The 22,315-nt window shown below is 44.8% G+C and carries 30 protein-coding genes; 23 read left to right on the top strand and 7 right to left on the bottom strand.

Going from position 1 to position 22,315, the window contains the following annotated elements; genetic code table 11:
• The first annotated feature begins 5 nt into the window (after positions 1 to 5).
• From arsC to N5C46_RS09450, 5 genes are all read left to right on the top strand, one after another.
• Complete coding sequence (arsC, locus tag N5C46_RS09470) at positions 6 to 425, top strand: arsenate reductase (thioredoxin) (protein WP_206854179.1); 420 nt, start codon at positions 6 to 8, stop codon at positions 423 to 425.
• A gap of 72 nt (positions 426 to 497) precedes the next feature.
• Positions 498 to 863 carry an arsenite efflux transporter metallochaperone ArsD gene (arsD, locus tag N5C46_RS09465; RefSeq protein ID WP_261751839.1) on the top strand — a complete coding sequence of 122 codons (366 nt, stop codon included), beginning with the start codon at positions 498 to 500 and terminating at the stop codon, positions 861 to 863.
• Positions 864 to 878: 15 nt separating this feature from the next.
• Positions 879 to 2,657 carry an arsenical pump-driving ATPase gene (gene arsA, locus N5C46_RS09460; RefSeq protein WP_261751838.1) on the top strand — a complete coding sequence of 593 codons (1,779 nt, stop codon included), beginning with the start codon at positions 879 to 881 and terminating at the stop codon, positions 2,655 to 2,657.
• Positions 2,658 to 2,670: 13 nt separating this feature from the next.
• Entirely contained in the window at positions 2,671 to 3,093 is a 423-nt protein-coding gene (locus N5C46_RS09455) for a protein-tyrosine phosphatase family protein (RefSeq protein WP_261751837.1), read from the top strand.
• 12 nt (positions 3,094 to 3,105) lie between these two features.
• On the top strand, positions 3,106 to 3,381 hold the full coding sequence (locus tag N5C46_RS09450; RefSeq protein ID WP_261751836.1) for an adhesin: 276 nt from the start codon (positions 3,106 to 3,108) through the stop codon (positions 3,379 to 3,381).
• A 45-nt stretch (positions 3,382 to 3,426) separates the two neighbouring features.
• Here the strand turns inward: N5C46_RS09450 and N5C46_RS09445 are convergent, their stop codons facing one another.
• The 3 genes from N5C46_RS09445 to N5C46_RS09435 all read right to left on the bottom strand — a co-directional run bounded on the left by N5C46_RS09445 (position 3,427) and on the right by N5C46_RS09435 (position 4,865).
• A complete protein-coding gene (locus tag N5C46_RS09445) occupies positions 3,427 to 4,293 on the bottom strand; it encodes a permease (protein WP_261751835.1) in 867 nt (288 codons plus the stop codon).
• A gap of 21 nt (positions 4,294 to 4,314) precedes the next feature.
• Positions 4,315 to 4,470: a hypothetical protein gene (locus N5C46_RS09440; protein WP_261751834.1), complete on the bottom strand. Its 156-nt coding sequence runs from the start codon at positions 4,468 to 4,470 to the stop codon at positions 4,315 to 4,317.
• A 71-nt stretch (positions 4,471 to 4,541) separates the two neighbouring features.
• Positions 4,542 to 4,865 carry an ArsR/SmtB family transcription factor gene (locus tag N5C46_RS09435; protein WP_261751833.1) on the bottom strand — a complete coding sequence of 108 codons (324 nt, stop codon included), beginning with the start codon at positions 4,863 to 4,865 and terminating at the stop codon, positions 4,542 to 4,544.
• Between the two features lie 268 nt (positions 4,866 to 5,133).
• On the opposite strand from N5C46_RS09435, the gene N5C46_RS09430 reads away from it, so the two are divergent.
• Complete coding sequence (locus N5C46_RS09430; RefSeq protein ID WP_261751832.1) at positions 5,134 to 5,265, top strand: hypothetical protein; 132 nt, start codon at positions 5,134 to 5,136, stop codon at positions 5,263 to 5,265.
• A 79-nt stretch (positions 5,266 to 5,344) separates the two neighbouring features.
• Here N5C46_RS09430 and N5C46_RS09425 read toward each other — a convergent pair whose 3' ends face one another.
• On the bottom strand, positions 5,345 to 5,761 hold the full coding sequence (locus N5C46_RS09425; protein WP_261751831.1) for a universal stress protein: 417 nt from the start codon (positions 5,759 to 5,761) through the stop codon (positions 5,345 to 5,347).
• 278 nt (positions 5,762 to 6,039) lie between these two features.
• Here N5C46_RS09425 and N5C46_RS09420 point away from each other — a divergent pair, with 278 nt between their 5' ends.
• From N5C46_RS09420 to N5C46_RS09405, 4 genes are all read left to right on the top strand, one after another.
• Positions 6,040 to 7,518, top strand: a complete 1,479-nt coding sequence (locus tag N5C46_RS09420) for a SulP family inorganic anion transporter (protein ID WP_261751830.1) — start codon at positions 6,040 to 6,042, stop codon at positions 7,516 to 7,518.
• 270 nt (positions 7,519 to 7,788) lie between these two features.
• A complete protein-coding gene (locus tag N5C46_RS09415) occupies positions 7,789 to 8,343 on the top strand; it encodes a GNAT family N-acetyltransferase (RefSeq protein ID WP_261751829.1) in 555 nt (184 codons plus the stop codon).
• 1 nt (position 8,344) lies between these two features.
• Positions 8,345 to 8,716: an iron chaperone gene (locus N5C46_RS09410; protein WP_261751828.1), complete on the top strand. Its 372-nt coding sequence runs from the start codon at positions 8,345 to 8,347 to the stop codon at positions 8,714 to 8,716.
• Between the two features lie 18 nt (positions 8,717 to 8,734).
• Positions 8,735 to 9,328: a YdeI/OmpD-associated family protein gene (locus tag N5C46_RS09405; protein ID WP_420720444.1), complete on the top strand. Its 594-nt coding sequence runs from the start codon at positions 8,735 to 8,737 to the stop codon at positions 9,326 to 9,328.
• A gap of 27 nt (positions 9,329 to 9,355) precedes the next feature.
• Here N5C46_RS09405 and N5C46_RS09400 read toward each other — a convergent pair whose 3' ends face one another.
• Positions 9,356 to 10,708, bottom strand: coding sequence for a polysaccharide deacetylase family protein (locus N5C46_RS09400; RefSeq protein WP_261751826.1), 1,353 nt, complete (start codon positions 10,706 to 10,708; stop codon positions 9,356 to 9,358).
• A 216-nt stretch (positions 10,709 to 10,924) separates the two neighbouring features.
• Between N5C46_RS09400 and N5C46_RS09395 the strand changes: the two genes are divergently transcribed.
• The gene (locus N5C46_RS09395) at positions 10,925 to 11,560 is read left to right on the top strand and encodes a zinc dependent phospholipase C family protein (protein WP_261751825.1); all 636 of its coding nucleotides are present in this window, start codon (positions 10,925 to 10,927) and stop codon (positions 11,558 to 11,560) included.
• Between the two features lie 128 nt (positions 11,561 to 11,688).
• Here N5C46_RS09395 and N5C46_RS09390 read toward each other — a convergent pair whose 3' ends face one another.
• Positions 11,689 to 13,107, bottom strand: a complete 1,419-nt coding sequence (locus N5C46_RS09390) for a DHA2 family efflux MFS transporter permease subunit (RefSeq protein ID WP_261752326.1) — start codon at positions 13,105 to 13,107, stop codon at positions 11,689 to 11,691.
• A gap of 254 nt (positions 13,108 to 13,361) precedes the next feature.
• Between N5C46_RS09390 and N5C46_RS09385 the strand changes: the two genes are divergently transcribed.
• The 6 genes from N5C46_RS09385 to N5C46_RS09360 all read left to right on the top strand — a co-directional run bounded on the left by N5C46_RS09385 (position 13,362) and on the right by N5C46_RS09360 (position 15,907).
• A complete protein-coding gene (locus N5C46_RS09385; RefSeq protein ID WP_261751824.1) occupies positions 13,362 to 13,958 on the top strand; it encodes a TetR/AcrR family transcriptional regulator in 597 nt (198 codons plus the stop codon).
• Between the two features lie 21 nt (positions 13,959 to 13,979).
• Complete coding sequence (locus N5C46_RS09380) at positions 13,980 to 14,162, top strand: SE1832 family protein (protein WP_061808884.1); 183 nt, start codon at positions 13,980 to 13,982, stop codon at positions 14,160 to 14,162.
• A 398-nt stretch (positions 14,163 to 14,560) separates the two neighbouring features.
• Positions 14,561 to 14,761, top strand: coding sequence for a hypothetical protein (locus tag N5C46_RS09375; RefSeq protein ID WP_261751823.1), 201 nt, complete (start codon positions 14,561 to 14,563; stop codon positions 14,759 to 14,761).
• Positions 14,762 to 14,784: 23 nt separating this feature from the next.
• Positions 14,785 to 15,414 (top strand): YdcF family protein, encoded by a 630-nt coding sequence (locus N5C46_RS09370; protein ID WP_261751822.1) that lies wholly within the window; start codon positions 14,785 to 14,787, stop codon positions 15,412 to 15,414.
• Positions 15,411 to 15,635 carry a hypothetical protein gene (locus tag N5C46_RS09365; protein ID WP_261751821.1) on the top strand — a complete coding sequence of 75 codons (225 nt, stop codon included), beginning with the start codon at positions 15,411 to 15,413 and terminating at the stop codon, positions 15,633 to 15,635. Before N5C46_RS09370 ends, N5C46_RS09365 begins: the two co-directional genes overlap by 4 nt.
• Positions 15,636 to 15,670: 35 nt before the next feature.
• Complete coding sequence (locus tag N5C46_RS09360) at positions 15,671 to 15,907, top strand: DUF3953 domain-containing protein (protein WP_261751820.1); 237 nt, start codon at positions 15,671 to 15,673, stop codon at positions 15,905 to 15,907.
• Here the strand turns inward: N5C46_RS09360 and N5C46_RS09355 are convergent.
• Complete coding sequence (locus N5C46_RS09355; RefSeq protein WP_261751819.1) at positions 15,893 to 16,168, bottom strand: hypothetical protein; 276 nt, start codon at positions 16,166 to 16,168, stop codon at positions 15,893 to 15,895. The two genes, N5C46_RS09360 and N5C46_RS09355, sit on opposite strands and share 15 nt — an antisense overlap.
• A 129-nt stretch (positions 16,169 to 16,297) precedes the next feature.
• On the opposite strand from N5C46_RS09355, the gene N5C46_RS09350 reads away from it, so the two are divergent.
• The 6 genes from N5C46_RS09350 (at position 16,298) to N5C46_RS09325 (ending at position 22,310) form a co-directional block, all read left to right on the top strand.
• Positions 16,298 to 16,990, top strand: coding sequence for a hypothetical protein (locus tag N5C46_RS09350; protein WP_261751818.1), 693 nt, complete (start codon positions 16,298 to 16,300; stop codon positions 16,988 to 16,990).
• A 226-nt stretch (positions 16,991 to 17,216) separates the two neighbouring features.
• Positions 17,217 to 19,178, top strand: a complete 1,962-nt coding sequence (locus N5C46_RS09345; protein WP_261751817.1) for a PhoX family protein — start codon at positions 17,217 to 17,219, stop codon at positions 19,176 to 19,178.
• Positions 19,179 to 19,335: 157 nt separating this feature from the next.
• Entirely contained in the window at positions 19,336 to 19,845 is a 510-nt protein-coding gene (locus N5C46_RS09340; RefSeq protein WP_261751816.1) for a nucleoside deaminase, read from the top strand.
• 1 nt (position 19,846) lies between these two features.
• On the top strand, positions 19,847 to 20,323 hold the full coding sequence (locus N5C46_RS09335) for a hypothetical protein (RefSeq protein ID WP_261751815.1): 477 nt from the start codon (positions 19,847 to 19,849) through the stop codon (positions 20,321 to 20,323).
• Positions 20,324 to 20,341: 18 nt separating this feature from the next.
• Entirely contained in the window at positions 20,342 to 20,965 is a 624-nt protein-coding gene (locus tag N5C46_RS09330; protein ID WP_261751814.1) for a kinase, read from the top strand.
• Positions 20,966 to 21,056: 91 nt separating this feature from the next.
• Positions 21,057 to 22,310 (top strand): ATP-binding protein, encoded by a 1,254-nt coding sequence (locus N5C46_RS09325; RefSeq protein ID WP_261751813.1) that lies wholly within the window; start codon positions 21,057 to 21,059, stop codon positions 22,308 to 22,310.
• Positions 22,311 to 22,315 lie beyond the last annotated feature (5 nt).

The following is a 22,315-nucleotide window of genomic DNA, read 5'->3' as shown; positions in this document are numbered from 1 at the left end:
TCAACATGTCAAAGAAAACCATCTACTTCCTATGTACAGGGAATTCATGCCGCAGCCAAATGGCGGAAGGCTGGGCGAAAAAACACTTAGGTGACGAGTGGAACGTATACAGCGCAGGAATCGAAGCGCACGGTTTAAATCCTAATGCAGTGAAAGCGATGAAAGAGGTCGATATCGACATTACAAATCAAACATCCGATATCATCGATCCTGAGATCCTGAATAATGCTGATTTAGTCGTGACACTTTGCGGAGACGCAGCGGATAAATGCCCGGTGACACCTCCACAAGTGAAACGTGTTCATTGGGGATTCGATGACCCGGCGAAGGCAGAAGGAACGGAAGAAGAGAAATGGGCATTCTTCCAACGCGTACGTGATGAGGTAGGAGAGAGAATCCACCGTTTTGCTGAAACGGGCGAATAAAAACACATAGCCAAGAGACGGTGTTCTCTTGGCTTCTTTTCTGGCGTTTTAATAAAAAGGAGGAGAGATACGATGAGTAAAATGGAGATTTTCGATCCAGCAATGTGTTGTTCAACCGGGGTATGCGGACCAAGCGTCGATCCCGAGTTGACCAGGATTGCATCTGCTGTGTATTCCCTTGAGCAAAAGGGATATGATGTATCCCGTTATCAGTTGACCAGCGAGCCTGAAAAGTTCGCAGGAAATCCGGTCATCAGCAAAGTCCTCCAGGAAAATGGGCCGGACTCATTACCACTTGTACTGCTTGATGGTGACGTCGTGAAGTCAGGGAATTATCCTACGAACGAAGAGATGGCTGAATGGTTCGACCTTTCAGCGGAAGAGTTGACGAAGAAGCCGAAAGTCCGACTATCCCTCGACTTGAAATCACGGAAATAAGGAAGGATGAGATGTATGTTTCAATCTTATGTCCCTCAGCAAGTGGTGAAGACCCCCTTCCTTTTTATAACAGGTAAGGGAGGCGTGGGAAAGACGTCCACAGCCAGTGCCACAGGGGTTGCCTTGGCCGATCAGGGAAAGAAAGTCCTGCTCATCAGCACCGATCCCGCGTCGAACCTGCAGGATGTGTTTCAAATGGACTGTTCCAACACGCCGACGCAGGTTCCGGTCGTCGACAATCTGTGGATCAGCAATATTGATCCGGAAGAATCTGCGCGGGCGTATCGGGATAAAGTGGTCGGTCCTTATCGGGGAGTTCTCCCGGATTCGGTGGTTGCGACCATGGAAGAACAATTGTCCGGAGCCTGTACAGTGGAGATTGCCGCTTTTGACGAGTTTTCGGGCCTCCTGTCCAATCAGGAGATCACGGAGGAGTACGATCATATCCTGTTTGATACAGCTCCGACAGGGCATACCCTTCGCTTATTGCAGCTTCCGACAGCCTGGAACGGATTTCTGGAAGAAAGTACCCACGGGGCTTCCTGCTTAGGTCCACTTGCCGGGCTCGCAGAGAAAAAAGAACTTTACTCCAAAACGGTCTCTGCATTATCTGACCGGGATCGAACCACCCTGCTACTTGTTACGAGAGCAGATGGATCATCCCTTATGGAAGCGAATAGAGCAGCGCTTGAATTAAGGGAGATCGGATTGAATCATCAACTTCTCCTCGTGAACGGACTACTAAAGGAAAGAGTGGCCCGAGATTCTGTTTCGCTTGCTTTTTACAACAAACAGCAACAAGCTTTAAGAACGATGCCAGAGGGACTGAAGCAGTTGGTGGCTTATTCTCTTCCGTTCGTATCGTATTCATTGACAGGAGTCGAGAACCTGCGTCACTTATTCAAGTCGACGATGCCGGCATATTCCGATCAAGATCAGGACTTGTTTATTGAAACGGAAAAGCTGAACGATTTAATTGAAGATTTCTCCACTAATGAAACATCTTTAATTTTCACCATGGGGAAAGGCGGAGTCGGAAAAACAACCGTAGCTTCTGCCATCGCTGTAGGGCTCGTTGAAAAAGGGCATAAAGTTCACTTAACGACGACGGATCCGGCAGCTCATATCCACTACCAGTTTGAGCAGGATGCAGGGGATGCAGTAAACGAACGCTTGACGATCAGCCGCATTGACCCGAAAACGGAAGTGGAAAAATATAAGCAAGAGGTGTTGGATCAGGCGAAAGAGAACGTCGATGAGGACGGACTTGCTTATCTTGAGGAAGACTTGAATTCCCCTTGTACCGAAGAAATTGCCGTCTTCCGCGCATTCAGTGAAGTGGTGGCACGATCGGAGGATGAAATCGTCGTCATCGACACGGCCCCTACCGGCCACACCCTTCTGCTACTGGATGCAGCAGAATCATATAGTAAAGAAATCCAGAAATCGACAGGTGACGTCCCTGCAAGTGTAAAAGAGCTCCTGCCAAAGTTGCGAAATGCGGAGGAAACGGCTGTAGTCATTGTCACCTTGGCTGAAGCAACACCCGTCTTGGAATCGTCCCGTCTGCAGGAGGACCTTAAGCGCGCTTCCATCACTCCAAAGTGGTGGGTGATCAACCAAAGCCTGCTGGAGACCAAGACGAATGATCCCGTTTTAAAGGGGAAAGCACAATCTGAAAAGGACTGGATTTTAAAAGTACAGAACCAGTTTGCAGAAAAGACAGCGACGATCCCATGGATGGCAGAAGAGAAAATCGGATATAAGAAGTTGAAAGATTATCTAATAAACTAGTGGAGGTACAAGCATGAAAAACTATCATGAACTGGTCCAGGACCGCATTTATATAGGCGGAGCGGATGACGCAGAAGAAGCCGTAAAACACGAAACTATCGATCTTGTCTTCGATTTAAGGGCGGAATCACCGAAAAGTGATGCGACTTATTCACGCATTCACAGTCCGATTGTCGACAACGAAGGGGATCAAGACGACTCCATCAAGGCTTCCATCGAGCAAGTGGTAACAGCCTATAAAGACGGGAAGAACATTTATTTCCACTGTCAGGGAGGCAGCAACCGTACAGGTACAGTCGCGGTTGGAACCCTTCTTGAACTTGGATTCGCCGAAACGTTGGAGGAAGCGGAAGCCATGGCCCAAGAGTCCCGTCCTAAAATCAATGTGAAACCTGAAATGATGGAGTCTTTACGAAAACTTTACCCGAATAAATAGGAGGGAACACATATGCACATTACAGATCAAGCGAGAACCGTATTAACGGAAGTGTTACAAGAACAGGGAGCAGAAGGGATCCGTTTATCGTCCACAGCAGGCTGCTGCGGCCCACAGATCGCCGTATCCATGGACGACCCGGAACCGACAGACACGATTGAAACCATCAATGGCATCCGCGTTGCCATCGCCCCTTCAATGGAGGGAACAGATGCATACACGATCGATATCGAAACTACCCCTGATGGAGTAGGGCTGGTCCTGATCGGTGCCAATCAATGTTGTTAACATAAAGAGGCCGCTGCATATGAGCAGCTGCCTCTTTTCAATTTATCAGATGAGATAGAAGATAAATCCCGATACGGTGGACATGGTGATCACCGACAGAACAAATGTCACGACCAACTGCTTCTTGAAGATGGATTTCAGCAGGATCACTTCAGGAAGACTGGCCCCGGCGGAACTGATCATCATCGCCATGACAGGACCGAGGGCCATCCCTTTCATTATCAGGATCTGAGAAATCGGGATCATGCTGGACAGTCGTATATATAAAGGAACCCCGACAATGGCAGCGATCGGGATGAGCCACCAGTGCTCCCTTCCAAAGAAACCGGAAATCCACTCAGTCGGAACGAGTCCGTGGATGACGGCACCGATGGCAGCTCCAATAATGAGGTAGGGATAAACGCTTCTCATCAAGTCAATGGTTTCCTTCCAGGCACCCTTTAAGGAGAACCTTTTCTCTTCTTCATTAAAACCGGTCATCATGACGTTCTTTATATACTTTTCAAATCCGAATGCCTCGAGTAAGAAGCCGATGCTGATTGAGAAGATGGTCGTCACCACAGTATAAATGAAAGCTACTTTCCACCCGAGGATAACCCCCATGATTGTCAAGATCGTGGGATCTAAAACGGGTGAAGCAAATAAGAAGATCATGACAATCCCAAAAGGCAATTTCTTTTTCAACATATTTACCACAACCGGTATCGTTGAACATGAGCAAAATGGAGTGACAAATGCAAAAACGATCGCAGCGGCGGCACCCCAAGCCTTGTTTTTCCCCGAAATCATTTTCTCGATTTTTTCATAAGGGATGAACCCTTGAAGTAAACTGATGGCAAATGAAATGACCACAAACAAGACCGTTAATTCCAGTGCAATTTCCAGAAAGCTTTTAACTGTTTCCCCCCACATAGTGACCGTCCCCTTTCCTGATTAAACGGCCGGGCAGCAAGGGCCGCAGCATAGTTGGTCTTCGATTTTCTTAGTGTTGATGGATGATGCCGATTTAGCGTGATGCATGGCGACCCTTTCCTGCATGTCGCGTATTTTTTGTTTTAAAATCATTTCATCTTTATAGAAATTAAACATTTGGTATCTCCTCCGTTAATCAAAATAAGTTGATTTATTAATCAAAAAAAATTGATATAAACTTTAAAAATTTAACAGGATGGCCTGAACAGGCAACATAATTCGGCTGAAAGCAGGTGGTTGATCTCATCCTGGTTCAAACTGTAATAACTCCAAGTTCCCTTAGTTTCTTTCGTCACAATGTTCGCGTCTAAGAGTATCTTCAAATGATACGATAATTTAGATTGCTTCATATCCATTAATGGAGCGAGGTCACATACACACATTTCGCCTTTCATCGTCAAAATGTTCATGATTTGAAGCCTTTTTTGATCGGCAATGGCTTTGAACTTCTGTTCGTAAGTTTCAAATATCTTCGTGTTGGATACGTCTTGTAATGGAATGTCGTTTGTCATCACTCAATCCTCGTTTCTCATCAAATTTTCTTGATGTAATCATCTTATATCCATTATTTTCATGTGTCAAGAATTAAATCAAATATATTTGATGTATTGGTATTATCCTATGCAGCTGACTGGATGCCGGTTCCCAAAATCAATTTTTTTTGATTTATTAATTGCTATTCTGAAAAGTGAAACATATACTAAGAGTATAAATCAAATAAAGTTGATGTATACAATTAATCAATTTTTTTTGATTTAAAAATGGAAGGGGATGGATGATATGAATTTCATTAAGATTTTACTGGGGGATAAGAAAAGCGATTCCGAAGGGTGTTGTCAGATTGAGATAAAAGAAGTGGTACAAGAACGATGTTGTTCTTCTGAAGAAAACGAAGAAAGTTCATACTGCTAGTCTAAGGATATAATAGAAGAGATGCGTTGAGACCTGCAATGAACAGAACCCCTTCGGCCAGTGGGCCCAAGGGGTTCTGTCATTTCACGATCATCACAGGACACTTCACTCTTTTCGCGACTTTATGACTCACACTCCCCAAGACCATTTCCTGAAGGGTATTCAACCCTCTGCTTCCAATCACCACTGCGTCAAATTGGTGCTCGTTCGCATGTTTGACGATCGTGGGACCTGGTTCCCCGTGTAAATAATGAGTTGTATAGTTAATCCTCGCATGTTTGATTTTCTGTTCGATGAGTAGAAGTTTCTTCTTTCGATGGTCAGCGGTGTCGGTTCCCCAATGTTGCAGTACATCGTCTCTTGATTGTCTCCCATCAATAACATACACCACTTCAATGGTGCCGTTTTTTTGGCAGGAGGCAAGGGCGATGGCTTTTTCAGTTGCTCTAATAGAATGGTCGGACCCATCTGTTGCTAATAAAATTTTATTGAACATGATTGAATCTCCTTTCTATGTTGTTTCGAGTTATGTAAGGTATTCGACTATGACCATCTAATATCCTTTACAATCGTTTATGTAAATTTAATGGAAAGTTGGATTCTGTCGAAAATGAACGTATTTATAAGAAAATGAAAGAAATGAAGGTTTGTGAACGTTTAATTGGAGGCTTCACAACAAGTGGGATTCGTTATATAATGGCCTTTGTGTTTAACGGACCCGACTTTCATGAGAGTTGAAAGTCAACAAAAAAATTTCTTAAAAAGAGGTGCATAATGAATTTATCAACAATTAAATCTCAGTGGTTTGGAAACATCCGTGGGGATGTCCTGGCTGGAACGGTTGTAGCCATGGCTTTGATTCCCGAGGCGATTGCGTTCTCGATCATAGCGGGTGTCGATCCGATGGTCGGATTGTACGCTTCCTTCTGTATTGCTGTGGTCATTGCTTTTGTAGGTGGGCGCCCCGGCATGATATCCGCCGCAACCGGTGCAACAGCTCTGGTGATGGTTAATCTTGTGGCCGATCACGGGCTGCAATATCTACTGGCCGCCACCATTCTGACGGGTGTCATTCAGATTATTATGGGTGTATGCAAGTTGGGGCGATTAATGAAGTTTGTTCCCCGTTCCGTCATGATCGGATTTGTAAATGCCTTGGCTATTCTGATCTTTACGGCACAACTGCCACACTTTGTAGGGGAGTCATGGGTGATGTATGCGATGGTTGCCGGGGCGTTGGCGATTATTTATATCCTCCCGCGCTTCACCAAAGCGGTACCATCTCCATTGGTTGCCATCATTGCCATCACCGTGGTCGCTGTTTTGATCAATAGTGATGTGCGGACCGTGGGTGACATGGGACAGCTGACTCAGTCGTTACCGATCTTCTTGATCCCGGATATTCCGTTTACCTTTGAAACGTTACAGATCATCTTTCCCTATTCCCTTTCCATTGCGATTGTCGGATTGGTTGAATCCTTATTGACCGCATCCATCGTGGATGATATGACGGATACAACAAGTGATAAGAACCAGGAAGCAAAAGGACAAGGTGTTGCGAATATCGTTTCTGCTTTCTTTGGCGGGATGGCAGGGTGTGCCATGATCGGTCAATCGGTCATCAACGTAAAATCAGGCGGAAGAGGACGTTTGTCTACATTGGTAGCCGGGGTGTTCTTGATGATCCTGATTCTGTTATTGAACGACTTCCTTGTCACCATTCCGATGGCTGCGCTTGTCGGTGTGATGTTCATGGTTTCCATCGGGACATTCGATTGGGCTTCCATTAAGAATCTTCATAAGACGCCATTATCAGATACGGTCGTCATGTTGGCGACGGTCATTACCGTGCTCCTGACACATGATTTATCAAAAGGGGTTCTGGTTGGAATCATCTTGAGTGCCATATTCTTTGCCTCCAAAATTTCGAAAGTGAAGATTACGACGCTATCCACCGATCAACCGCATAAAAAGGTGTATCGGGTATCAGGTCAGTTATTCTTTGCTTCCGTAACGGAGTTCGTTGAATCGTTTGATTTCACGGAACAGGTGAAAGAAGTGACATTGGACCTTACAGATGCCCATCTTTGGGATGACTCAGCTGTAGGGGCCATCGATAAAGTGGTCATCAAATATCACCAGAACGGTGTGAAGGTCACCTTGATTGGATTAAACGAAGAAAGCAATAAACTTGTGAACAGGCTGGCTGTTCACAATCAGCCGGGCGCACTTGATAAAGCCGTTGGACATTAAAAGGGGAGCTCTTTGTCTTGAATGACAAAGAGCTTTTTTTGTTTATCATTAATTAAAGGAAAACCATTGATCATTTTCTTGAGTAGTTTGCGTGGTTTTGGAATAATGAGGAGAGAGAGCGGGCGTTCTCTATGGTTTAGCAGAGCCATTTGACCCTCGAAAGGCTACTTTCTCGTGGAGATTCTACTTGATCATAAAGGAGAACCGCCAACCAATCGAGAAATATCTACATAAGAGATGATGCAAGCTTATAACAAGGGAATGATAAAGATGAATCTACAGTATGAAGTAATTCCTGAAGAAGAGGCCGAATCCTGCCGCGATCTTTGCAATGAACTGATGCTCTTCCAGAAGTCGAAAGCATCCATTGCGCCGGAACGGTTTGACAGCATGAATTTTGACACGCGGATGCTGCCGTCTATAGAAAATGCAGTACATAATTTCCTGGTGGTCGTGAAGGATCACGATAGACAGGACGAAGTCATCGCCTATGTGTATACGAACATCTCACCAAAGGAAGTCTATTCGAATGATTTTGCCACGTTTTTCGACCTTTCGACTGTCCAAAGAGAGAACGTAGGGTGTCTCTCGCAGTTTTACATAAAGGAAGGGTATCGACAATTTGGAATCGGATCAAGACTGTACAATATGTCGATGGAATGGTTGGCAGAGTTTGAAGATGTCGAGGATTATTTTGTCTTCACCTCGAATGGGAATGATGATGCTCTGGCATTTTATCAGAGAAAGGGTTTCACGATTTCCCATGATATTCTGGACGGTTTTATTACGGTCTTGCGAAGAAAAGCAGAGATAAGGAGGAGTTAATATGGACGTCTTTTCAAGCTTTTTAGAAGGTATCGATCATCCCGATCATCGTGCGCGGATGGAGGAAATCCTGACCTGGGTGCAGGAGACATTCCCACAATTGGAACCTGTCATCAAGTGGAATACGCCGATGTTTACGGATCACGGGACCTTTATCATCGGGATTTCGACTGCGAAGCATCATGTAAGCGTTGCACCTGAAGAGGTCACAATGGTGCATTTCGCCGACCGAATTAAAGAAGCCGGCTACAGTGCGACGAAAGGTTTATTTCGCATCCCGTGGAAAGATCCCGTCAATTACAAACTGCTTGAGGATATGATCACCTATAATATTCAAGAAAAAGCTGAATTCACAGGCTTTTGGCGGAAATAGAAGAAAGGAGTGGTGCATGTGATCAAGCCTAGTCGCAAGGTTGATGGATTCATTAAAAAAGCGAAGCAGTGGCAGGAAGAATATGAAAGGCTGAGAAGCATCCTTCTTTCCTTTGAGGAACTGGAGGAAGAAATCAAGTGGATGCATCCTTGCTACACGTTAGAGGGAAAAAACATCGTGTTGATGCATGGATTCAAAGACTACTGTGCCCTCTTGTTTCACAAAGGTGCGTTACTCAAGGATCCTCAAGGGATTCTGATCCAACAGACGGAAAATGTGCAGGCGGCACGCCAGATCCGGTTCACCAATCCTCAGGAAATCATCGAAATGAAAGAGATCCTGAAAGCGTATATTCAGGAAGCCATTGAAGTGGAAAAAGCAGGTCTCACAGTGGAGTTGAAAAAGACGGAAGAATATCCCGTGCCAGAAGAGCTTCAACAGAAATTCGATGACATGCCGGAGCTGAAAACGGCTTTTGAAGCCTTGACGCCTGGACGTCAGCGTGCCTATATCCTTTATATTTCAAAAGCGAAACAATCGAAAACCCGGGAGTCGAGGGTGGAGAAGTACGTGCAACATATTCTGGACGGTAAGGGCATGAATGATGAATAAAGAAAGGGGATGAAGCATATAAAAGCTTCATCCCTTTTTCATATTCCCATAAAAGGGGCTCGCGGTTTCCGCTGCCAGCTTCGACTGCAGTTGAGAGACGGTGAGGAAATGATAACCCTCTTTTTCAAGAGTCGTAAGCAGGGTCGGTAACGCATCGGCTGTGGTGGAGTGAACATCATGGAGGAGGATGATGGCACCTGGAGCGATTTCCTTCTGAACGACAGAATTGATGGCAGCTGCATTTTTGTTCTTCCAATCAAGCGAATCGACGGACCAGAGGACGAGTGAAGTCCCATTATCATTGGCGACCGTTTCTACGTCTTGATTGATCGCACCATAAGGCGGGCGCAGCATGACGGGGATTTCCTTGGTCGCATCCATGATTTTCTCACGGGAAGCCAAGACTTCCTGAGCCATCTGTTCTCTGCCGATTTTCGTTAAATCCTTATGATGATCCGTATGATTCCCGATTTCATGTCCGGCTTCTGCCACGCTCTTCGCAATGGCCGGGTATTTCTCTGCCTGATTGCCTAACATGAAAAAGGTTGCCTTAACGTCATGTTCTTTCAATACGTTTAGAATCCGTGGTGTCACGTGAGGGTCGGGGCCGTCATCAAAAGTGAGGGCCACATATTTCTCTCCCACTCCGATCGACGCCTCTGCCACTTCCAGGGTGTCGGCTATCTTATCATCCAGATAGGGGAGAATGGCATGGATGGGGACTTCCACCCGGGTTGGGCCGGCTTCGTCGATATCATTGAAATACAAGGTGAGTGCCTTCCCGTTTAATGTCCAATTCCAGGTTGCCGGATCTTTTAACGCTTCCTGCATTTTTGCATTGGCATGCCTTTGAATACGGGTCCGGATCGTTTGGATCATTTCATCATTCGTCGTCATGATGTCCGGCAGCTTGATGAACTTCCCTTCTGCCACATTGAGGGTAAAGGTCTTCACTTGCTCTTTTGCCCGTACATCATTGACCAGTTGGTACGAGTGAAACATGATACTATATGTATCCTGTGTCGATTTCCTGCTGTCGGCCTGGATGATGAGGTGGGCCCGGTACCCTTCTCCAAGCTCTTTCTTGTTTTCTTTGACCCTTTTTAAAAAGTCTTCCTTCTCTTTCTTGATCCAGTCGTTGAGGGGCTTATTGATTTGTGGATCCTCCATAACCGGAGTTTCGGTGGACATTGTATACGTATCTGCATCCGTCGATTCCGTCTTGAATTCAATGCCCGGTGGAGATGTTGCTTCCGATTCAGGGTCAAACCGGATCGCATCGACGAGCTGGGCCATCCCATAAATGAAAGAAAATCCTATTACGATCAGCACAACCCACCCTGGCCAACGTATCCGCCTGAAGGGTATCTTTTTCAGCATATGTCATCCTCTTTTCTGCTAAAAAGGTCTTTGGAATAAATTTGGCAATTCCAATTATTTCAAATTATTGACTGCAATTCAATGCTTATTTTTTATTATTTAGAATAAATGGGAAATGGTGGTTTTAGTGAAACTTAACGGTCTTCACAATCGTCTATTATAGATGAGTGTTTTTTTAGCTGTTGGGAAAATAAGGAGAAAAGGGGACTGGACACAGTGGCAACGTGGATGGCACATTTCAGAATTGCGGAGAATTTGCTGAATAGAGGATTGCGGGCCTCTGAAAAAGAGTTTGTCGTGGGGAATATCGGGCCGGATTGTGGTTTGCCTGATCAGGAGACAGGTATCTTCTTTCCTGACAAAATCGCTACTCACTTTAAGGATGATGGGAAAATAAATCCTGAATTGTTTTGGGGAAAGTACATACAGAAGGAAGACGATTTCCTTGAACCTCGCTCCTCTTTTTATTTAGGTTACTATCTTCATTTCGTGACCGATGTAGAGTGGAGTCGGATGCATCGTGAAAAGAAGAAAGAACCTGTTTATCAAACGATCCTTGGAACGCCTGAATATACGAAAAAGGTAAAAGGGGATTGGTATGGTTCGGACTTTGTGTACTTACAGGAAAACAAGGATACGAATTTCCATCGGGTTTTCCAACATATTGATCGTTTCCCGGATTACCTGGACATCTTTCCGGAAAATCAGATTACGAGACAAATCAAGCGGATCACGGAGTTTTATCTTAGCGACTCGTATGCCTTCGCCTTGGATCCGAATTATCCATTTGACTATTTAAAACCCCGGATGAAATTTCACGGTTTGTTGAGGAGACGACGGAGAAGCTCGTAGGTATCTTAAATACGAAGTTTCAAGTGGAGGTTCTTTGGGACAGAAATCAGAGTGAAATCTACTCAAAAAATTAACTGAATTTATAAAAAAGAGGCATCATCTGTCACAGGATGATGCCTCTCATTATATTAACTCGAACGCGACATGAGTGTCTCCTCGGGTGCCTGTTCTATCTTCTTGATGAAGAAGGACAGGACTAAGCTGACGGCTCCGATGATCATGATGGCGAAGTAGGTATCGTTGATTCCCCCGATCGATGCTTCCATGATCATATGGGCTTTCGATGCATCTGAGCCTTCCATCATGATGTCCTGGAGATGTTCTTTCGTCCGGCTCGTCATAATCGTGACGAGGAGGGACGTTCCGATGGCCCCAGCGACCTGCCTTGCCGTATTGGAAATGGCGGTCCCATGTGAATGGAGACTTGATGGAAGCTGATTCAGCCCGGCCGTCTGAAGCGGCATCAGGAAGAGGGCCATCCCGATCCGGCGTCCGGCGTACATCAGAATAAGATGCATATAGCTTGTGGAATCTGATAAATCCGTAAACGTGTACGTTGTGACCAGTATGATGGTGATTCCAATAACCGAAAGCCATTTTGCCCCGAAACGGTCGAATAATCTTCCCACCGCAGGACTCAACAGCCCCATCAGTAATGCACCTGGGAGCATCAGGAATCCCGCTTCTAAGGCGGTGAATCCACGGGCGTTTTGAAGATACAACGGAAGCAGGATCATATCTGCATACATGACCATCGTAATCACGCAGTTGATGAGAGTAGTCAACGTGAACATATTGTACTTGAACGCTCGAAGGTCAAGAAACGGTCGTTCCGTAACCAGCTGTCTCCAAGAGAATAGCACTACGGCTACAACCCCGACACTCAGTGTGGCAATGACCTCAATACTGCCCCAGCCTTCACTTCCCGCTTCACTGAACCCATAAAGCAAGGCGCCGAATCCAATCGTGGAAAGGATCAAGCTGACGATATCCATCTTGCTTTCAATCGTTTCCGACACATTCCTGAGAAAAATGAATCCGCACACGATGATGATCAGAATGAACGGAATCATTCCATAGAATAACGTCTGCCAAGGAAACACATCAAGGACATAGCCTGTCAGTGTCGGGCCGATTGCCGGAGCGAAAATGATCGCGAGGCCGACGGTCCCCATGGCGGTTCCCCTTTTTTCCGGAGGATAGAGTTTCAGCACTACGTTCATCAGGAGCGGCATGATGATCCCGGTGGACGCAGCCTGAATCAGCCGGCCGGTCAGTAAAACAGGAAAATTGGGTGCTAGGGCCGAGACAACCGTACCGACAAGGAAGATCAGCATGGCACTAAGGAATAACTGCCTCGTCGTATAGCGTTGCATTAAAAAGCCGGTGACGGGTATCAGTACTCCGTTCACGAGCATATAACCCGTCGTCAGCCATTGCCCGGTGGATGCATCAATGCTGAACACATCCATGATCGTGGGAAGGGCGACGGTCATGGTGGTTTGATTAAATATCGTAAAGAAGGCGCCAAGAATCATGATGGTCATGACGGGTCCTTTTTTTATGGAGTTTGTAACGGTACTCAATCCTTTCCACTTCCTTTCGTGGGCTTAATTTACAATGTGTAGTATACTAAACAAAACATAAATTAAATTATAGAAGCTATCCCGAAAGCTTTCAATGAACAGTACGGTGGGTTGTGTTGATTAGTTTACACATAGAAAAACCTTGTTGTTTAATCCTGTAAAACTAAACAGAATCAACGAAATCGTCAATTAGTCTTGGGGAAAGGAGAGATGATATGGGTAATAAGAAGAAACAGACCGATCCTAGAATCCTTCGAACACGCCAGCTATTAAAGGACGCCTTTGTCCAATTGCTGCAAGAGATGGATCTTGAGAAATTAACCGTCAATCGGCTCACAGAAGCGGCCACCATCAATCGGGTGACGTTCTACCTGCATTATCAGGACATTTCGGATATGCTGGATAAGATGGCCGATGAGATGATCCTCGAGATTTCAAGCGTATTGGGAGAACCGGAAACGGACGAGCACCCGGATCATGAAGAAAATATCAAGGTGCTGGAGAGGTTCCTTGAACATATCTCCTTGAATGGGAAGTTTTATAAAACGGTCCTAGCGACGAGGAGAATCCCGATCTTCAAAGAGAGGATCCTCACCTTTTTTACCGACTGGCTCGTGACAAGAATTGAGAGCAGGGGAGAGGCGTCCTTCGTCCAAAAAGCCGGCATTCAGCAGGAGATCTTCATATGGTACGACGCGGCGGCAATCATCGGGACCATTGAATCGTGGCTGCGGAATGATATGCCTTATACCCCTGCTTTTCTGGCACGGCAATTTTACCTGATCCATACGAGAGGATTCGATCACCAATAAAGATGGAAGGAATGAACCAACGTGACGAAAGAAGAATTGGAATACAAAGTAAACGAAGTGAAATTGGACTATATCCGTATTCAGGGGGACCTTGAGAAGCTCGAGTCCTTCGGCAGAAACACGGATATTCAGCAAAGGAAACTAGACGAACTCGAGACTGAGCTTTCAGATCTGCGCAAACAGCTGGAAGCGATCGATGTTTGATGAATAATGAAGGGCAAAGGGAAATAGGTATATAGAAAGACAAAGGGTACAAGGTTTCATCTTGTGCCAGCTCTTTGATTGGGGCTGATTTCTATGTATCGAAACCGGGACAGACAGGTCAATATCGTCATTATGGTGCTCTTTTGCATCCTGATCTTTCATATCATCCGCATCATCCTCCATGTACGAGTCTATTTCGTATACAGCATGGGGATGGGATATCTTTTATTTCTGGGAATGATCATTTTCCTTATTCTTTTCCTGTTATTTAAAAGATGAAGCAAGAGGCACTTTTCTTGATTGGAAAAGTGCCTCTTTTTTTTGTTGGGGAGAATCACATATAGGAAAATTATGTTAAAATATAGAAAGTGATAAGATTAAGAAAACGGAGGTTATCTATGAAAAACATGAATTCATTGGCTTTATTCGTGTCGCTCATCGTATTAGTCGGGTTTCCCATTCTCTTTTTCTTTGTCTCTTTGTTCACGGGAGATTTGCGATATCTCATATGGAGTCTCCCTCCGTCATTTTTAGCGGGATTTACAGGGTTGATCTTGACACTTCAAACGATAAAAAAAGAAAAGAGTCTATCAAAATAAATAAGAACACAGCGAGGGTCGGAATGTACATCTCTAAAATAAATCAAGAACATCTCACATATGACCAAATGACACAACTATTATTCTCCTCTATTCATGACGATCAATTAAAAGGGGATTGTATCTTTGTTGCAGGAAGCAGCAAAGCAGTGAAGTACCGATTGCCGAAAGCGGTAGAGCTTTACAAACAGGGAAGAGCCGGTAAGATCTTGTTTTCCGGTGGTGTGAAGTGGCAGGGAAATGAATATACAGAAGCCGAAGAATTAAAAAGGGGAGCCATCTCACTAGGGGTTCCGGAAAAAGATATCTTAATCGAAACAGTTTCCCTACATACTTTAGAGAATGTACTTGCTTCCCTTCTTGTCCTAAACCGGGAATTTCATCTGCACAATACCCGGCGCCTGCTCGTCGTGACGACTTCCTATCATATGAGAAGGCTTCACCTTACACTGAAAACGTATATGCCGGAATGGATTTCCTTCACCCTATGCCCTGTGGATGATGACAATACCAACGAAGATAATTGGTTTCTGAGTGAAACAGGTGTCAAACGCGTCCAAGGGGAAACGGGGAAATTGATTCGGTACGTGAAGCAGGGAGCTTTGAAGGATGAAGATGTGGATATTCATTTAAATAAAGGAGCGAATATATGAAAAAAGAAAAAATGTACCCGAGATTCTGGCTGTTTGCCATATACTTCACCGGCTTTTGGATTTTATATGGCTGCTTTATCCTGTTCCAAGATCTAGTCATCGAAGATCATTTCGATAGTCAGCCGCTCTATCTGATCGGGGGAATGACCATTATGTTGGCACGGTCCGTGCAAGAATATAAAAAGGCAAAGAGGCCTGAGGAAGAAGTGTCACAAAAATAAGTGGTTTTTGTTCACGGAAAAGGAGAAGTGAATGCGTGTTAAGGATATTAGGCAGTGTTTTCTCTTTGGCGGGTTTCGTCCTGGCCACCTTTGTACTGGTGATGCAGGAATATCAATGGATTGAACTCATGATGTTAATGCTTGGTCTATCCATAGGAATCATGGGGATAGAAGAAATTTTGAGGGATCATAAGGGGAGGGGATGGGTATTACTCTTAACCGGTTTACTTTGCCTCTACTCTTCTATTCAAGGATTCTTATTCTTCCATTAAAAGTTGGTTTCTCTTATAGTCTACCATCAACTTCTGCAGGATAACTGATAAGTAGCGGTCCGATGATCTGGAAATGACAGATGGCTGGTCCCAAATATTTCTCACGACCATCAGGATCATCTGTTCCGTCGCCTTCCTGCACCCCGTCACCCTATAACCCGTGCGAAACATAAACGTTTCATAATCCTGATAGAACTTCTTAAAAGAATGGTGGTCTCTTGATAGTAAACAGGACATCAAATCGAGCTTGGTCATCCTCATGTACAACAACTCCCCCTTTATACTCCTTTTGTTCATACCCTTCTTCATCCAATTGATAACTCTTTTACCACCATTTATTGAATAAATATGTTTTAACGTGGTATACAAACGGTAAAAGGTGGTGCAGAAATGTCGATCAAAATAAATACTGCAGCCCTCCTTCTAGGCAGTGCATTTCTTTTATCAGCCTGCAGCGGAGACGGGACTGCATCCGATCAGGACGAAAGCAATCAGTCGCAGGATCAAAATCAAACGAAAACTTCGACGGATACGAATGAAGATAACAATGGAGACGACACCGTCGGCGAGAATACAAGCGCCGCTGACAGTGAGAATAATGAAGATGCCGGGGGAAGTAGTGACAAAGCAAATAGTGATACCAGCAGTGAGAATGAAGAGATTCAAAAGAAAGAGTATGAATCAGCGGAGGACGCTGCAGCGGCCATCAATGGGTATGAGAAGGTAGAGCAGACGAATATCGATTTGGGCCATGGAATCAAAGGGTTACAGGAAGGGGCAGCCGGGCATGAGTATCTTTACTGGAATGAAGGCGACTGGCTGATCAAAGTCGACTTTCCGACGGATCCAGAGTATCGCATCGACGGATATGATGGAGCGGAGGACATGGCGAAAAAAGTGGTGGAGTATCTAGAAAAAAATTATTTGCCCGCACCAGACGAAAAGGGCGTCATCACCATCAACGGATTCAAGGAACATCCTGAAACCGTCGTGAAGTGGCAAAAAGGGAAGAACGTCTATACGATTACTTCGAAAGAGAAAGAACCGTTTGATGCATTGGATACCGCAGTTGAATCTAATTGAAATGGCGTCGGGAATCGCCCCGTCGCTTTTTTTTATCAATTTATCGGAAAGGTAGTCTTCCTACTTTGATCACCATACTTTGAACCATGTCCATTTACACATGAATTGATATGGAAAAGTAAACGGATATTTACATAGACTTTAATTTTCCCCTCTTGTATTCATACTGCCTTAATCATCTCATGTTTTACTAGAATAGTAGCAAATACTTGAGGAGGTATTACAGATGAAAAAAAGACTATCAATCGGATTATCGATGGCATTACTTGCATCTTCATCCTTAACAGCCATGGCTCACGATAACGGGGAGCACGAAAAAAAGAAAGATTCACACAAGAAAATCGAGAGTGTTGTATTCTCTTCCATGAAAGCTCCTGACACGATTAAAAACATGGTGAAAACCTATACAACAGCAACAGTGAAAGTTACTTATAAAGATGGAACAGTAAAAGAATTACCTCTTAACTACGATCAGCTCTACCTGTCAAAGGATAAAATCGTTTCAAACAAAGGAGAAATGATCCCGGCTGGAACCCCGATCGATGTGAACGGTGATCCAATCATGGATACGAGCGTTCCAACAGATCCTTCCTATTTCATCTCGGATGCTCCAGATTCAAATAGCCTTCTGACGAAAGGGAACAAGTCATTTATGATTTCCCATTTCGAATACGATTCACAGAACAATGCCGGTGAGGAGATTTCCGGTCTGCCTGCTTCCATGACCCTTTCTGAACTTGACCAGGATAAGAAATCGGGCAAGCTTTCAGTGAAAGAAGCACATAAGATTGATTTTTCAAGTGTAGACGGACTATGGAATCCGTGTAACGGTTCCACTACGGATTGGGGTACTCATCTTGGTTCAGAGGAATATGAACCGGATGCACGGGAATTTGCAAATAAAGAATCTGATGCCTACAAAGAAGTAAGCAACTTTGCCAAGTATTATTTTAACGATGAGTCCAAGGCGAATCCTTACAACTATGGATGGATTCCGGAAATTTCGGTATCTCATGATGGAGAGCCATCAGTCGTTAAACATTACAGCACCGGGCGCTTCTCCCATGAAATGATGCAGGTCCTTCCGGATAACAAGACGGCATTATTCGGAGACGACGGCGGCAATACGATGATGTTCATGTATGTAGCCGATAAAGCGGAAGATTTCTCAGCAGGAACTCTATACGCTGCCAAGTTCGAACAAACGGGTACAGAAAAAGGCGGGTCCGGTGACTTGAACTGGATTAAGCTCGGACACGGTAGCGATAAAGAAATCTCAGACATCATTGACAGCGGAGTGACATTCAATGATATTTTCGAAACAACGGAAGAACCAACAGAAGGTTTTACGGCGGTTAAGACGAATTCCCATGATTCAGTGGAATATCTAAAAGTGAAACCAGGGAAAGAAAAAGCGGCGGCTTTCTTAGAACCACGCCGATACGGCACCATCCTGGGAGCGACTTCTGAATTCAACAAAATGGAAGGTCTTGCTGTCAACGCGGAAGACCATAAAGCGTATATGGCTATCTCTTATCAAGAAGGAAGCATGGAAAAACAGGATGGAGCCGTTCAGGACGACATTCAACTTCCTAAGATTGAATCAGGTGTCACATATGAATTGAATCTTGAAGGCAGTCAAGCGGACCATGGAAATGAAAAGATTGATAGCGAATATGTCCCTGCCAGCATGAACGGATTTGTATTGGGTGAGGACCTCTCTTCTCCGGACACACTCGGAAACACAGCAAACCCTGATCTAGTAGCAAACCCTGACAATCTGAGCTTCTCAGAAGATCTGAATACACTCTTCATCGGAGAAGACAGCGACATGCACACGAACAACTTCGTGTGGGCGTACGATGTACAAACGAAAAAGCTTTCCAGAATCCTTTCCGTCCCGGTCGGAGCAGAAGCAACGGGATTAAGAGCGGTGGATTCAATGAAAGATTCGAATTATGTCCTAAGTAACTATCAACATCCTGGAGCAGATCTTGATGAAAAAGAAATCACAGCAGTCGATAAAAACGAATTGGAACAAGCGATGAAAGATACACTGGGCATCATGGAAACGGGTGGAGTCGGCTATATCTCCGGCATTCCTGGTGTGAACAAGAAAGATGGACACCACAAGAGCCATGTTGAGAAGCAAGATGAAGAGCGCGAAGATCACGATTCAGAAGAATAAGATTCGTGTAAAAAAGGTCTGTCACTGACACGTTAATGTTTTAACGTGGAGGAGACAGACCTCTTTTTTATAAAAGAAAATAGCCTTTGAGTTAATCATTGAGTTATCCTTCTTAATTTGAAATAATTGGTATATGGGTTTTGTAAGGAGGGGGAAAATGCGCAACGATCGATTCTTTCTGGAATTGGCGCTTGAGGAAGCCGAAAAAGCATTAAACGATCAGACGTATCCGGTAGGGGCTGTCATCGTGGATGAAAATCAGAACATCATCTCCACAGGGAGAAACCGTGTCCATTCTCACCAGGATGCAACGGCCCATGCAGAAATGGATGCCATCCGAAATGCCGGTTCGTCCATATTCAAAGCGAAAATAGAAGGTGAGACATTAACGATCTACACTACTGTGGAACCGTGTCTCATGTGCACCGGCGGGATCCTTTTCTCTAAAATCAGGAGAGTAGTGTGGCTGCTGAATGATGGGGAAAGATTTGGCGGATATAAGAGAGTTAACGCTGCCGGCATCTTTGAACGAAAACTTAACGAAGTCGACGTACTGGAAGAGCCGTATGCCGATTTGAAGGTGAAGCAGCTCGAACTTATGAGAAGGTGGGAGGAGAATCCCAATCATGTAGTGAACTTGAGGAAAACATTCAAAAAGGGAGGATGAAATGGTTTATTTTATCATTGGCATCATAGTAGTATTGATCATCTTTTTATTGAAGAAAGCATCAAAGCCGGAACCACTGCAGGAAAATCGTTACGAAATTTACAGCTATGTCGTAATGGAAGACGAAGACGAAGAGAAATTTGGTGAAGCCGATCAACCACTGTGGGATCTGGCCGAGCGTCATTCCTTCCTTCATCCAGGACAGATCCTGTGCAGGGTAGATCGCTACAAGGATGTACATCAAGAAGAATGGGATGAAATCAGAAAGTATTCCAGCTTCACAAAAGCCAAAGAACCTTATTACATATTCTTCGATGAGTATCGTGCAGACAAAGACCGGCCGACCCAAATGGCTTGGGATCAAAAGGTATTTGAAACAAATAATCTCGAGGAAGTGGAGAAGTGGTGCGAGGAGTTTGAAAAAGAAATTTTCGAGAAACATGACGTGTATGTAGGGAAGGTATATGACCCCAAGTGATGATGGAGGAACATGGACATGGCCATTGATCAAGTGATGCGTACATTATTCGCACATTATACAAGACGCTCTTCGACCAACCGTCCCTTCATCGTCGGGGTCGATGGCTTGGGTGGTTCGGGGAAGACGACCCTTGCCAGAAAGGTGCAACAAGCATTCATGTTTGCAAAGTGTGACGCGGTCATCCTTCACATGGACGACTTCATTGTGGAAAAGAGCGAACGATATGGAACAGGGTACGAGGAATGGTATGAATACTACGCCCTTCAGTGGAATGTTGAACAGCTTCGGAAAGAGCTTTTCCAAAGGTTACATGGAGACTTTAACTCTATCACCTTACCTTTTTATGAATCCAATACGGACTCAGTTGTACCGAGAAACATTCAGATTGACGGGGTGAAGGTGGTCCTGATTGAAGGCGTCTTCCTGCAGCGGAAGGAATGGCGCAATTTCTTTGACTTTGTGATTTTTCTAGACTGTCCACCCGAACTCAGAACCGAAAGAGTCATCGGCCGGGACACCTATCTCGGGGATGAGCGGGCCAGGGTCGAGAAGTATAAGAGAAGATACTGGCTTGCGGAGGACCATTATCTTCTTCACGAAAATCCGGCCGGACAGGCAGACTATATTGGAAGAATCTAAAAATGTCGTAAATTGTTGAAATATTCTCTATCTTCATCTGATTTTTTGTTAAAATAGAACCATATATAAACAGAAGGCGAATGGTGCCCAGATGAGTATAGTGAAAGATTTCCTGCTGCAGCTCACCCTCATGATCATACCGATATTCAGTTATTTCACCTTTATTCTGGAAAAAGTAAAGAATGACCGCACAATCAAGATGTTCGTAGCCCTATTGTGGGGAGTGTCCATCGTGTTATGTATGTCATTTCCAGTGGAATATGCGGGAGGAGACCGCCTCGATTTACGATTTATTCCGCTCCTTCTCGGGACATTGTACCTCGGGATGTGGCCGGGGTTATTTCTGTCCGCCCTGATTATATTCTATCGCATGACCTCGGGAATCACCATGGGACTCTATACGACAATCCTTGTTCTCGTTATCACCCTGCCTGTCATTTTGTACGTTCAACGAATGTTTATGCGGGAGAAAAAGGATCGAAGAGTGATGATTGCAACGGGATTATCTTTCCTATATTGCCTCTGTGGCATGACGGTGTTCAGTCTTATGAATGGAATCTCACTCCCCGTTTTGAAAGTACAGGGTATCCATCTTCTTTTTACCGTGGCCGTTACCTGTTTCTGTACGGTATTAATTGAAAAAATCCGCGAGACCCATCAGCTGAGGCTAGAGGTCCAGGATGCGGAGAAATTCAGGATGATCAGTGAGCTGACCAGTGTGTTTGCCCATGAAATCCGAAACCCCATGCAGGTGACCCGTGGCTTTCTTCAGCTACTCGATGAGCCGGATTTGCCTCATCATAAAAAAGAATATATTAAGGTGTCTATTGAAGAATTGGACCGCGCCAATGAAATCATCAACGACTTCCTGGCGTTCGGCAAGCCCTCCATGAATACATACGGGACCATCAATGTCGGTGAACAGTTAAAGAGAGTCACCACGCTCATTCAAACATTCAGCATAAACCAGCAGGTGGAGTTCAAATCCGATGTAGCGGATGACTGCTGGATTAAAGCAAATCCTCAAAAGCTGAACCAGTCCCTAATCAATATCCTGAAAAATGCTGTGGAATCCATGCCCGATGGTGGAACCGTCTGGATCGCCTGTCATTCATCCGAAGACGGACACATCAGGATCACCATCAAAGACCAGGGAATCGGCATGAACCCGAAACAAGTCGACCGCCTCGGCTCTCCCTATTATTCTCTCAAAGAAAAGGGTACCGGGCTCGGGATGATGGTCAGCTATCAAATCATCCGTTCCTTCAAAGGGCGAATCACAGTGGAAAGTGAAGAAGGGGTCGGTACTGAGTTTGTCATTGAATTTCCGCGTGTTGAAACGTGAAAAAC

Source organism: Rossellomorea vietnamensis, assembly GCF_025398035.1.
Classification (GTDB): domain Bacteria; phylum Bacillota; class Bacilli; order Bacillales; family Bacillaceae_B; genus Rossellomorea; species Rossellomorea vietnamensis_B.
This window is presented reverse-complemented; position numbering and strand designations above follow the sequence as displayed.

Excerpts from the sequence above, each read along its gene's own strand:
- arsC (WP_206854179.1), top strand. The coding sequence starts at position 6 with ATGTCAAAGAAAACCATCTACTTCCTATGTACAGGGAATTCATGCCGC.
- arsD (WP_261751839.1), top strand. The coding sequence starts at position 498 with ATGAGTAAAATGGAGATTTTCGATCCAGCAATGTGTTGTTCAACCGGG.
- arsA (WP_261751838.1), top strand. The coding sequence starts at position 879 with ATGTTTCAATCTTATGTCCCTCAGCAAGTGGTGAAGACCCCCTTCCTT.
- N5C46_RS09455 (WP_261751837.1), top strand. The coding sequence starts at position 2,671 with ATGAAAAACTATCATGAACTGGTCCAGGACCGCATTTATATAGGCGGA.
- N5C46_RS09450 (WP_261751836.1), top strand. The coding sequence starts at position 3,106 with ATGCACATTACAGATCAAGCGAGAACCGTATTAACGGAAGTGTTACAA.
- N5C46_RS09445 (WP_261751835.1), bottom strand. The coding sequence starts at position 4,293 with ATGTGGGGGGAAACAGTTAAAAGCTTTCTGGAAATTGCACTGGAATTA.
- N5C46_RS09440 (WP_261751834.1), bottom strand. The coding sequence starts at position 4,470 with ATGTTTAATTTCTATAAAGATGAAATGATTTTAAAACAAAAAATACGC.
- N5C46_RS09435 (WP_261751833.1), bottom strand. The coding sequence starts at position 4,865 with ATGACAAACGACATTCCATTACAAGACGTATCCAACACGAAGATATTT.
- N5C46_RS09430 (WP_261751832.1), top strand. The coding sequence starts at position 5,134 with ATGAATTTCATTAAGATTTTACTGGGGGATAAGAAAAGCGATTCCGAA.
- N5C46_RS09425 (WP_261751831.1), bottom strand. The coding sequence starts at position 5,761 with ATGTTCAATAAAATTTTATTAGCAACAGATGGGTCCGACCATTCTATT.
- N5C46_RS09420 (WP_261751830.1), top strand. The coding sequence starts at position 6,040 with ATGAATTTATCAACAATTAAATCTCAGTGGTTTGGAAACATCCGTGGG.
- N5C46_RS09415 (WP_261751829.1), top strand. The coding sequence starts at position 7,789 with ATGAATCTACAGTATGAAGTAATTCCTGAAGAAGAGGCCGAATCCTGC.
- N5C46_RS09410 (WP_261751828.1), top strand. The coding sequence starts at position 8,345 with ATGGACGTCTTTTCAAGCTTTTTAGAAGGTATCGATCATCCCGATCAT.
- N5C46_RS09400 (WP_261751826.1), bottom strand. The coding sequence starts at position 10,708 with ATGCTGAAAAAGATACCCTTCAGGCGGATACGTTGGCCAGGGTGGGTT.
- N5C46_RS09390 (WP_261752326.1), bottom strand. The coding sequence starts at position 13,107 with ATGACCATCATGATTCTTGGCGCCTTCTTTACGATATTTAATCAAACC.
- N5C46_RS09385 (WP_261751824.1), top strand. The coding sequence starts at position 13,362 with ATGGGTAATAAGAAGAAACAGACCGATCCTAGAATCCTTCGAACACGC.
- N5C46_RS09375 (WP_261751823.1), top strand. The coding sequence starts at position 14,561 with ATGAAAAACATGAATTCATTGGCTTTATTCGTGTCGCTCATCGTATTA.
- N5C46_RS09370 (WP_261751822.1), top strand. The coding sequence starts at position 14,785 with ATGTACATCTCTAAAATAAATCAAGAACATCTCACATATGACCAAATG.
- N5C46_RS09365 (WP_261751821.1), top strand. The coding sequence starts at position 15,411 with ATGAAAAAAGAAAAAATGTACCCGAGATTCTGGCTGTTTGCCATATAC.
- N5C46_RS09355 (WP_261751819.1), bottom strand. The coding sequence starts at position 16,168 with ATGAGGATGACCAAGCTCGATTTGATGTCCTGTTTACTATCAAGAGAC.
- N5C46_RS09350 (WP_261751818.1), top strand. The coding sequence starts at position 16,298 with ATGTCGATCAAAATAAATACTGCAGCCCTCCTTCTAGGCAGTGCATTT.
- N5C46_RS09345 (WP_261751817.1), top strand. The coding sequence starts at position 17,217 with ATGAAAAAAAGACTATCAATCGGATTATCGATGGCATTACTTGCATCT.
- N5C46_RS09340 (WP_261751816.1), top strand. The coding sequence starts at position 19,336 with ATGCGCAACGATCGATTCTTTCTGGAATTGGCGCTTGAGGAAGCCGAA.
- N5C46_RS09335 (WP_261751815.1), top strand. The coding sequence starts at position 19,847 with ATGGTTTATTTTATCATTGGCATCATAGTAGTATTGATCATCTTTTTA.
- N5C46_RS09330 (WP_261751814.1), top strand. The coding sequence starts at position 20,342 with ATGGCCATTGATCAAGTGATGCGTACATTATTCGCACATTATACAAGA.
- N5C46_RS09325 (WP_261751813.1), top strand. The coding sequence starts at position 21,057 with ATGAGTATAGTGAAAGATTTCCTGCTGCAGCTCACCCTCATGATCATA.